The sequence below is a fragment of the Asticcacaulis sp. genome (assembly GCF_020217185.1).
Classification (GTDB): domain Bacteria; phylum Pseudomonadota; class Alphaproteobacteria; order Caulobacterales; family Caulobacteraceae; genus Asticcacaulis.
In genome coordinates, this window is the sequence record NZ_JAIWNX010000069.1 from 1 (window position 1) to 10,000 (window position 10,000).

General features: G+C 58.7%; 9 protein-coding genes and 1 other RNA gene. 4 read left to right on the forward strand and 6 right to left on the reverse strand.

What is annotated here, in order from left to right:
• The 4 genes from LDL37_RS03335 to ssrS all read right to left on the reverse strand — a co-directional run.
• On the reverse strand, nucleotides 1-734 hold a 734-nt coding region (locus LDL37_RS03335), incomplete at its 3' end, for a TIGR00282 family metallophosphoesterase (RefSeq protein ID WP_290794318.1).
• Nucleotides 734-1,321 carry a 5-formyltetrahydrofolate cyclo-ligase gene (locus LDL37_RS03340; protein ID WP_290794321.1) on the reverse strand — a complete coding sequence of 196 codons (588 nt, stop codon included), beginning with the start codon at nucleotides 1,319-1,321 and terminating at the stop codon, nucleotides 734-736. The genes LDL37_RS03340 and LDL37_RS03335, both read right to left, overlap by 1 nt.
• Nucleotides 1,322-1,392: 71 nt before the next feature.
• On the reverse strand, nucleotides 1,393-2,409 hold the full coding sequence (locus tag LDL37_RS03345; protein ID WP_290794324.1) for a TerC family protein: 1,017 nt from the start codon (nucleotides 2,407-2,409) through the stop codon (nucleotides 1,393-1,395).
• A gap of 306 nt (nucleotides 2,410-2,715) precedes the next feature.
• Nucleotides 2,716-2,880, reverse strand: a non-coding RNA gene (ssrS, locus tag LDL37_RS03350) — 6S RNA.
• Nucleotides 2,881-3,080: 200 nt separating this feature from the next.
• Between ssrS and LDL37_RS03355 the strand changes: the two genes are divergently transcribed.
• Together LDL37_RS03355 and LDL37_RS03360 are read left to right on the forward strand one after the other, a co-directional pair.
• Nucleotides 3,081-5,363, forward strand: a complete 2,283-nt coding sequence (locus tag LDL37_RS03355; RefSeq protein ID WP_290794327.1) for a beta-glucosidase — start codon at nucleotides 3,081-3,083, stop codon at nucleotides 5,361-5,363.
• Between the two features lie 161 nt (nucleotides 5,364-5,524).
• Nucleotides 5,525-6,544 (forward strand): hypothetical protein, encoded by a 1,020-nt coding sequence (locus tag LDL37_RS03360; RefSeq protein WP_290794330.1) that lies wholly within the window; start codon nucleotides 5,525-5,527, stop codon nucleotides 6,542-6,544.
• Here the strand turns inward: LDL37_RS03360 and zapA are convergent, their stop codons facing one another.
• Both zapA and LDL37_RS03370 read right to left on the reverse strand, forming a co-directional pair.
• Nucleotides 6,545-6,874 carry a cell division protein ZapA gene (gene zapA / locus LDL37_RS03365; protein ID WP_290794333.1) on the reverse strand — a complete coding sequence of 110 codons (330 nt, stop codon included), beginning with the start codon at nucleotides 6,872-6,874 and terminating at the stop codon, nucleotides 6,545-6,547.
• A complete protein-coding gene (locus LDL37_RS03370) occupies nucleotides 6,874-7,185 on the reverse strand; it encodes a DUF4164 family protein (protein WP_290794335.1) in 312 nt (103 codons plus the stop codon). Before LDL37_RS03370 ends, zapA begins: the two co-directional genes overlap by 1 nt.
• 225 nt (nucleotides 7,186-7,410) lie before the next feature.
• On the opposite strand from LDL37_RS03370, the gene tkt reads away from it, so the two are divergent.
• A complete protein-coding gene (tkt, locus tag LDL37_RS03375) occupies nucleotides 7,411-9,369 on the forward strand; it encodes a transketolase (RefSeq protein WP_290794341.1) in 1,959 nt (652 codons plus the stop codon).
• Between the two features lie 255 nt (nucleotides 9,370-9,624).
• A complete protein-coding gene (locus LDL37_RS03380; protein ID WP_013479141.1) occupies nucleotides 9,625-9,834 on the forward strand; it encodes a cold-shock protein in 210 nt (69 codons plus the stop codon).
• Nucleotides 9,835-10,000 lie beyond the last annotated feature (166 nt).

Sequence of the window (10,000 nt, forward strand, 5' to 3'; positions counted from 1 at the left end):
ACAAAGACGCCGCACAGGGTCGCAGGGCCGGAGGCCGGCTTATAACGCTCCTTGCCGATGCGCGTGGTGAAGCGACGCAGAGGCTCCTCCTTGTCCATGCCGATGACGCTGTCGTAATCGGCGCAGGCACCGGCATCGGTCTGATAGGCGGTGCCGCCGGGCAGGATCTGCGCGTCGGCCGTCGGCACATGGGTGTGCGTGCCCACCACCAGTGAGGCGCGCCCGTCGCAGAAATGCCCCATGGCCATCTTTTCGGAGGTGGCTTCGGCGTGGATATCGACCACCACCGCATCGGCCACCAGCCCCAGCGGCGCGCTTTCCAGCGCCTTATCCACGGCGGCAAACGGGTCGTCCATCGACGCCATATGCACCAGACCCAGCGCGTTCATCACCAGAATCCGCTTGCCCGACGCCGTTTCAAACAGATTGACCCCCCGCCCCGGCACATCGGCCAGAGGCGGATAGTTGAGCGGGCGGATCAGACGCGGCTCACGCACAATATAGGTCAGGGCCTCTTTCTGATCCCAGGAGTGATTGCCGAGCGTCAGGCAGTCCGCCCCCGCCTCGAACAACTGATTGGCGGTGTTTTCCGACACGCCGAAACCAGAAGCGGCGTTTTCGGCATTGACGATAACGAATTCGAGGTCAAGCGCCCGGCGCACAAAGGGCAGATGTTCGGACACGGCGTCGCGGCCGGCCCGGCCGACCACATCACCGAAAAAAGCAAAACGCATCAGGTGTTCTTTCTAATCGCGATTACGCCCAGTTCGGTGAGGACGGCATCGAGACGCTGATCGTGGGGTTCGGTGGGCACGCGGGTGACCGCCTGAGCGGAAAAGGCCACGCCCCACACTTGCAATGGATTTTCATTACTCTGATTTACGGAACGAAGATAGTCCAAAGCGCGGTCGTAAAAGCCGCCGCCATAGCCCAGCCGCCTCCCTTCGTGGTCAAAGGCCAGAAGCGGGGCCAGAATGAGATCGGGAAACACCTCCGGTGCGTCGGGGCCGGGCTGCTGTATGCCAAACGGCCCCGCCACCAGCGGCGCGTCGAGGCTATAGGCGCAGAAACGCATGCGCCCCTCTACGTCGATACGGGGCAAGGACAAGGTGTAGCCGCGCGCCTGAAAGTGTCGCATCAGGGGCCGGGGGTCTATCTCATCCCTGATGGGGTGAAACCCGGCCACGACCGCCGCCCTTGGCCAAACCCCGCGCGCCACGAAGGCCTCGGCCAGCCGTTCGCCCGCATCCGGCGATGCGGCGGCCAGGGCGGCCCGTCGGCCCTTCATCTCTCTACGCAAGGCGGCTTTGGCGTCTGACATAACGGTTTAAGGCCATGTCACACCACAAAAAGCAAGAGCCCCCTCCGGAGGGAACCGAAGGGGGCAAAAGGTTAGTCTTCGTCGTTTTTCTTCTTCGAATCGAACGGGAAGGCCCCGGTCGGGTGGGCGTCGCCCTTCGGCTTGATCAGGATAGACAGGATCATGGTCAGGACCAGTATCGAGGCCGTGGCGGTGAGCGACCACACAATCGGGATCTTATAGATGTCGATCAGCAGCATCTTGGTACCGACAAAGACCAGCACCAGCGCCAGACCATAGGGCAGCAGGTGGAACTTTTCGTGCATCCCGGCCAGCAGGAAGTACATGGCGCGCAGGCCCAGAATAGCGAAGACGTTGGAGGTCAGGACGATAAACGGATCGGTGGTGATGGCGAAGATGGCCGGGATCGAGTCCACCGCAAACACCACGTCGATAATACCGATCAGGATGACCACGATCAGCAGCGGCGTGGCGATGCGCTTGCCATCAATGCGGGTAAAGAACTTCTCACCGTCGTAATGGGGCGAGATGGTGAAGGTCTTGCGCACCCATTTCAAGGCCGGATTGCTTTCCAGATCAGGCTCCTGACCGGCGGCCAGCCACATCTTGAAGCCCGTGAACACCAGAAACGCGCCGAACACGTAGAGCACCCAATGGAACTGCGCCACCAGCCACGCGCCCACCACAATCATACCTGCGCGCAGGACCAGCGCCATCAGAATGCCGATCATCAGAACGCGCTTCTGATACTCCGCCGGCACGGCGAAATAGGTGAACAGCATCAGGAAGACGAAGATATTATCAACCGCCAGCGCCTTTTCGACCAGATAGCCGGTCGTAAATTCCAGCGCCTTGGTATTGGCCAGCGCCTGAGTGGCGGCATCGCCCGTCAGGCCCCCCATCTCCCACCACATAATGCCGAGGAAGGCGAAGGAGGTGGCCACCCAGATCAGCGACCAGATGGCCGCTTCGGTCATCGAGACCTTGTGCGCCCCTTGTTTGTTCAGAGCAAAAAAATCGATAAACAGCGCGACAATAACAAAAGCCGCGAACGTCCCCCACATCAGGGGCGTTGCAATGGTTTCCATAGGTGAGACTCAATCTCTGAGGGGTTACAAGGACAGGCCCGCAGGACCCGCCCTCAGTCTCGCCACGCCGCCGAAACGGTGTCTGATGCCGGAGCAAAGCTCGTGTTGACGACATCAAACGATCGCACACTGCGATCTGGCTACTCCCTGAGGATAACCGCCTTATTCCAGACGAAGGCGGTGACTGTCAAGTTGGGATTGTAACGATTGCGCGGTTTAAATCCCCGCAGACACACTGTGCAGCAAAAAAGGGGTGGCGGCGCCCTGAGAAACTTAAAGAATGTGGCTTCGCCACCCCAAAGGGGTGGCGGCGCCACGGGAACCGTTGCGAAGCGTTTAAATCCACTCAGACCTGACGTATCAGGTGGGAGCCATATGATAGGGACCACGGTCCCAGTCAGGGACAGCCCCCGTTCTAAGAGATTAAGGTCAGAAGGATTAGGTGTTCGCTGACGTGAGCCGCAGCACGACCCGCCGTCACACAATCTAGGCGCAACGTTGCCCCCTTACAAGGGGGGCGACCACAGGCTTTTGTAAATCCATCATAAAGCGGCTGTTTTGTCCTGCGCCGGTCAAAAAAAGACATCGATGTCATAAGAAATGACTTCACAGACATTCGATCCCGGCTTATGAAATTGCCCAACGACAAAATCATTCCAGGGACACTAATCATGCGCACTTTCAAGCTCAGCCTGCTGGCGACCGCCGCCCTTGGGCTCGCCTTCGTCTCCACCGCACCCGCCTATGCTCAGGCCCCGGCCGCCGCCGCTGAGGCCCCCAAGGCGACGCCCTGGACCGACACCCGGCTGGATGCCGACACCCGAACAGAGCTGCTACTCAAGGAAATGACGCAGGACGAGAAGCTGAAACTCGTCTTCGGTCATTTCGCCACGGCCGCCGACTGGCTCAATGCGCGCGGCGACATTGCCGGGCTGAACTGGAAGCCACCGGTCGAAAGCCACCACCAATCGGCAGGCTTTGTCTTCGGCGTGCCGCGTCTGGGCATCCCGAACCAATGGCAAACCGACGCGGGCGTCGGCGTCGCCTCTCAGGTCGGTGACAAGCCACGCCTGCGCACCGCCCTGCCGTCGGGCATGGCCACGGCGGCGACCTGGGACCGCGATCTGGCCTTCAAGGGCGGCGCGATGATCGGTCGCGAAGCGCGCCTGTCGGGCTTTAATGTGCAACTGGCCGGGGGCGTCAACCTGATGCGTGAACCGCGCAATGGCCGCAACTTCGAATATGGCGGCGAAGACCCGCTGCTGGCCGGGATCATCGTCGGCGAGCAAATCCGCGGCATTCAGTCGAACCACATCATTTCGACGGTCAAGCACTACGCCTATAATGCGCAGGAAACCAATCGCTTCACCGCCTCCTCCAACATCTCGGACAAGGCCGGGCGCGAGTCCGACCTGCTGGCGTTTCAGTTCGCCATCGAAACCGGCAATCCGGCCTCGGTGATGTGCGCCTATAACCGCGTCAACAATGTCTATGCCTGCGAAAGCGACTATCTGCTGAACGAAGTCCTCAAAAAAGACTGGGGTTATAAGGGTTATGTGATGTCGGACTGGGGCGCGACCCATTCGACCATACCGGCCGCCAATGCCGGTCTCGATCAGCAGTCGGGCTATCCGTTCGACAAGAGCAACTACTTCGCCGGGCCGCTGAAAGAAGCGATCGAAAACGGCTTTGTGAAGCAAGAGCGCCTCGACGATATGGCGCGCCGCATCCTGTGGGGCCTGTTCTCGACCGGTGCCTTCGACAAGCCTGTGCCGGTGGCCGAAGACCAGATCGACTTCAAGGCGCACGCCGCCGTCACTCAGGCCGATGCCGAAGGCGGCATTGTGCTGCTGAAAAACACCGGCCTGCTGCCGCTGACGACCACCGCCAAAAAGATCGTCGTCATCGGCGGCTATGCGGATAAGGGCGTCATTTCCGGTGGCGGTTCATCGCAGGTCTATGGTCAGGGCGGTAATCCGGTCAAGGATCTGGGCCTTGGCCCCAAGGCCTTCCCCGGCCCCCTTACCTACTATCCGGACTCGCCGGTCGAAGCGCTGAAAGCCCGCACCAGGGCCGAGGTCGTCTATCATGACGGCAAGGACGTCAAGGCGGCGGTGAAGGCGGCCAAAGGCGCGGACGTAGTTATCGTCTTCGGCACCCAGTGGACGGGCGAATCGCTGGATGCCGAACTGAAGCTCGATGAAAATGCCGACGCCCTGATCGACGCGGTGGCCAAGGCCAATAAAAAGACCGTTGTCGTGCTGCAAACGGGCGGGCCGGTCTTCATGCCGTGGCTGTCGAAGGTCGGTGCCGTGGTCGAAGCCTGGTATCCCGGCACCAAGGGCGGAACGGCCATTGCGCGCGTGCTGACCGGTGAAGTCTCGCCGTCGGGTCGCCTGCCGGTGACCTTTGCCGCTTCGCTCGATCAGTTGCCACGCCCCAAGCTGGACGGTGACCCCAAGAGCGACACGATCCGTACCCAGGTCAATTACGACATCGAAGGCGCGGCCATCGGTTACAAGTGGTTCGACAAGAAGGGTCTGAAGCCGCTGTTCGCCTTCGGCCATGGCCTGACCTATTCCACCTTTGGCTATAGTGACCTGAAGACCTCGACGGCCGGCGACAAGCTGAGCGTCAGCTTCACCGTGACCAATACAGGCAAGGTCGCCGCTTCGGACGTGCCGCAGGTCTATGTTTCGGCCCCAGCCTCGGCCGGCTGGGAAGCGCCCAAGCGCCTCGGCGGCTGGGACAAGGTGGCGTTGAAACCCGGCGAGTCGAAGACGGTGACGGTAACGGTCGATCCACGCCTGCTGGCCAGCTTCGACAGCGCGTCAAAGACGTGGAACGTCGCCGCCGGGGCTTACGACGTGATCCTCGCCCGCTCGGCCACAGATGCCGTCAGCAAGACCACGGTCACGCTGAGCGCGCAAAAGTACGATGTGAGAGGGAAGTAACGATTTAACGCCGTCTAATTGTGTAACCCGAACATTTCGACTCGAAATGTTCGGGTTATATACATTGCCAGATACTCAAGCTCAATTAAAAGTGGAAATTTCTTAAAATCCGAGTTAGCGTTATTTCGTTATGCTTTTGGGTGGCAAGGGGCGTTGATACAATGGCTGGAAGTGAGCTAATATCACCTGTTCAACTGTTTCATATTCATCTGCAAACCTCAGAACACTATCTCCCACTGCCTGATTTCATAAAACTCTCCCAAAGCACGAGAGTAATTTCTGAAAATCTTAGTGAAGTAATTTTTGGAAACAATGCAAAAATAGATTTCCTAATTTTCCCGCCGGAGACGGGATCATTTCATATAAAAATCGGCTTCAAAAGTTTAACCGTCGCCGGCTTTCTAGGCGGAGCATGGGTGTTTCTTAATTCCGATATTGGAAATGCTTTCATAAAAGGCTTTACTGATCACGACGCTATTTACTGGAGTGAGTGGGCTGGGAAAAAAGCCAAAGAGACATTAAGTGAAGCGCATGAGAATTTTGAGGAATACAAAAAGGGCATATTATATACAAAAATAATTTCTGAATGCACAAAAGGCTTCATATCAATAGACGAAAGTAAAATAAAAAAAATAGGCGCAAACACGCCACAATTTAGAAACGCCCTCTCTGCAAAAAACATTTTCTATGAAACATGCATTGATAATAACGAAATTACAGGCTTAGGATTTTCACCTCGCAATGAGTTTCCGATAAAAAGAAACTCATTTCCTAAAAAAATAGGATCCATTCCTGACAGTTCTAAAAATGATGACGATCTGAACTGGGCTTGGGAAACGAGAACAATATTAATCACGTCTCCTGTATGGGTTAAGGATGGGAGAAAATGGCAGGCGGTATACACCATTAACAAAAAAAGGAAATCCACCTCCATTACAATTGAAGATGAACTTTTTTGGAGTTACGTCGAGAACAACAAGTTAGAAACACAAATTCTCGATAGAATGAAAGTGCAATGGGCATTCATAACTGAAGGGGGCAGGCAGAAACACACTCGCGTCCTAAAAGTATTGGAATTTAATGGAAGAAAAATCTCTCCCCGGCTGAATGAAAACCAGATAAGGCAAATGCTTAGCAAAGCATATCCATCCGAACGAGAAGACCCAGAATTGTTTGATTAATTAAACTTCACTGACCAGCTTTTCCAGCCGTTCGGCAGCGTCAGAAATGGCAAAAGCCGCCTTGCGTTCGATCTCGAAGGCCCCGGCGGACATGCGCGCCTGCGCCGACTGCGCCTCTTCTAGCTGGGCGCGCAGTTCTTCCATCTCATCGACCAGCAGCAGCGACGCCATCAGGAACAGGCGCACCTCACCGATCGCCCCGACATCGGAGACCACCATTTCCACGTGGTCGTTAAAGACGCGCGCCAGTTCCTGAACGCGCGCTTCCTGACCGTCGGCACAACCGACCGTGTAGGGCTTGTTATTGACCTTGACCGTAACCTCAGCCATCAGGCGGCCTGCTCGTTAAGAAGTTGACGGATATCCTTGGCCGCAACGCCCAGCGCCTCAAAAGCCTCCGAAGCCGCGGCCTCCAGCGCCTTTTCACGCGCCTTCAGCGCGCCGATTTCGTCCTGAAGGCGACGGGCCTCTGCGGCCGCCTCAGCGGGGAACGAATCGCCACTGTGATCGGCGCTGCGACCTTGCAGATCGCGGATACGGGTTTCGAGCGCATTGAGCGCGCTGTCCAGACGCTCGACCGCCGCTGTCAGGCTGGCGCCCGCGACCGGAGAAAGCTGAGCCGTGTTCTGAGCATTTTCCATAGGTTGACTGTACTTCCTAAAGGGCTGCTTCACAAGTCATGCAGCCTGAAAGGCGAAAATTAGCCCCGTACACCCCTGCGGAGACAAATTCCTAAAACTCGAATATGGCCATTGTCCGGCATATGGGCTAAAGGACCGCGCAACCTCACCCCCGTATTTGTTGAGATTGCCATGTCCCTGCCACCGATCCCTGGCCTCCCCGCTGCCAAACCGTCCCCGACCGTGATGGCGGATGCGATTCGCGTCCTGTCGATGGAGGCGGTGCACCGCGCCAAGTCCGGCCACCAGGGGATGCCGATGGGCATGGCCGATGTGGCGACCGTTTTGTGGACGAAGTTCCTCAAATACGATCCGAAAAAGCCTGACTGGGCTGACCGCGACCGCTTTGTTTTGTCGGCAGGTCACGGCTCGATGCTGATCTATTCGCTGCTGCACCTGACGGGTTTCAAGTCGGTGTCGATGGAAGACATCAAAAACTTCCGTCAGTGGGGCTCGACCACCGCCGGCCACCCGGAATACGGCCACACGGCCGGCGTTGAATGCACCACCGGCCCGCTGGGTCAGGGCTTGGCGACCGCCGTGGGTATGGCCATGGCTGAACGCCACCTCAATGCGCGCTTTGGCGATGAGATCGTCGATCACCGCACCTGGGTCATCGCGGGTGACGGCTGCCTGATGGAAGGCGTGTCGCACGAAGCCATCTCCCTGGCCGGGCGTCTGAAACTCAACAAGCTGATCGTGCTGTGGGACGACAATAACGTCACCATCGACGGCGTGGCGACCATTGCGGAAACCGGCGATCAACTGGCGCGCTTCAAGGCCGCAGGCTGGGCCGTGAAGGCCGTCGATGGCCACGACCACTCGAAGATCGCGGCGGCCATGCGCTGGGCCACGCAGCAATCGAAGCCGGTGCTTCTGGCCTGCAAGACCCTGATTTCCAAGGGCGCTGGCCCCAAGGAAGGCGATCCGCATTCGCACGGCTACACCCTGTTCGACAGCGATATCGAGCTGTCGCGCAAGGCCATGGGCTGGGAGGCCGAGGCCTGGACCGTGCCCGCTCCGATCAAGAAGGCGTGGGAAGCCGCCGGCCGCAAGGCGGCGCGTCCGCGCAAGGCGTGGGAAGCGGCCCTGAAGGCGCACCCGCAGCGCGACGCCTTTGAGCGCGCCATGACCGGCGACCTGCCCGCCAATGCGTTCAACGCACTGGACGCCCACATTGAAAAGCAACTGGAGCTGAAGGCGGGCGATGCGACGCGCTCGGCGTCCGGGGCGGCTCTGGCGCAACTGGTGCCGCATATCGACGAAATGATCGGCGGTTCGGCCGACCTCACCGGTTCGAACAATACGCTGGTCAAAGGCATGACCGCCTTTGACGCCCCGGCCTATGACGGTCGCTACGTGCACTATGGCATCCGCGAATTCGGCATGTCGGCGGCGCTGAACGGTATGGCGCTGCACGGCGGCATCATCCCCTATTCGGGCACCTTCTTCGTCTTCTCCGACTATTCGCGCCCGGCCATCCGTCTGGCGGCGTTGATGGGGATTCGCGTTATCAACGTCCTGACGCACGACTCGATCGGCGTCGGCGAAGACGGCCCGACGCACCAGCCGGTCGAGCATCTGGCCAGCTTCCGCGCCATGCCGAACCTCCTGACCTTCCGCCCGGCGGATATTGTCGAAGCCGCCGAATGCTGGAAGGCGGCACTTCTTGAGCGCAAGACGCCGTCGCTGATGGTGCTGTCACGTCAGAAGGTGCCGGCGGTGCGCCATCAGGGCGGCAACCTGTCGGCCAAAGGCGCCTATGAGCTGAAAGCCGCTTCCAGCGAAGCCAAGGTGTCGATCTTCTCATCGGGCACCGAAGTCTCGGTCGCCGTGGCAGCCGCTGAGGCGCTCGAAGCGCAAGGCATCCCGACCCGCGTCGTCTCGACGCCCTGCTGGGCGCTGTTCGATCGTCAACCGGCCAAATATCAGGCCGAGGTGATCGGCTCTGCACCGGTCAATGTTGCCATCGAAGCCGCAGTATCGCTGGGCTGGGAGCGCTTTATCGGTCAGGACGGTATCTTCGTCGGCATGAACGGCTTCGGTGCCTCGGCCCCGCAGGACGTGCTGTATAAGCAGTTTGGCATCACCAAGGAGGCCGTGGTCGAGAAGGTGACGGCGAAACTGGCGGCCAAGGCGGATTAATCCCACCTTCAGGCGCAAACCTATCGGGCGCGGGCTTTGGTCCGCGCCTTTTACACAGGTCAAAAGGTCACGAAAACCGATTGCACGGGTCAAAGCCGCGTGATCGGCCCTTTGGCGTTTGACGCGCCGTCCCTATACCTGTACGGTCTCGGTATCGACTTTTGAACTGCGACTTTCTACTGCGGCCCCGGCCGTATCTGCGAACTTCCTTTCATAGATCGACGACTACCACGCTGCCTTTGAAAGGAATTTATCATGAGCACAGGTACGGTTAAGTGGTTCAACGGAACCAAGGGTTATGGCTTCATTCAGCCGGATGACGGTGGCAACGACGTGTTCGTGCACATCTCGGCCGTTGAGCGTTCGGGCCTGCGCGGCCTCAACGAAGGCCAGAAGGTCACCTTCGAACTGGCCCGCGACAAGCGTTCGGGCAAGATGTCGGCTGAAAACCTTCAGGTCGCCTAAGCCTTTTCAGCTTTTGCTGAATGAAAAAGCCGCTCCATACGGGGCGGCTTTTTTGCATTTGTGCCGCGGCTGTGTCAAAAGCCCCCGATGCAAGACCCTGTACTCGATACCCTGTTCCGCCCGTTTGAGGATGGCCTGATCGACTGGCCCACCGCCCCCGCCCTCT

Bases quoted from the DNA above. Each gene is read 5' to 3' on its own strand.
- LDL37_RS03355 (WP_290794327.1), top strand. From the start codon at position 3,081: ATGCGCACTTTCAAGCTCAGCCTGCTGGCGACCGCCGCCCTTGGGCTC.
- tkt (WP_290794341.1), top strand. From the start codon at position 7,411: ATGGCGGATGCGATTCGCGTCCTGTCGATGGAGGCGGTGCACCGCGCC.
- LDL37_RS03345 (WP_290794324.1), bottom strand. From the start codon at position 2,409: ATGGAAACCATTGCAACGCCCCTGATGTGGGGGACGTTCGCGGCTTTT.
- LDL37_RS03360 (WP_290794330.1), top strand. From the start codon at position 5,525: ATGGCTGGAAGTGAGCTAATATCACCTGTTCAACTGTTTCATATTCAT.
- LDL37_RS03380 (WP_013479141.1), top strand. From the start codon at position 9,625: ATGAGCACAGGTACGGTTAAGTGGTTCAACGGAACCAAGGGTTATGGC.
- zapA (WP_290794333.1), bottom strand. From the start codon at position 6,874: ATGGCTGAGGTTACGGTCAAGGTCAATAACAAGCCCTACACGGTCGGT.
- LDL37_RS03340 (WP_290794321.1), bottom strand. From the start codon at position 1,321: ATGTCAGACGCCAAAGCCGCCTTGCGTAGAGAGATGAAGGGCCGACGG.
- LDL37_RS03370 (WP_290794335.1), bottom strand. From the start codon at position 7,185: ATGGAAAATGCTCAGAACACGGCTCAGCTTTCTCCGGTCGCGGGCGCC.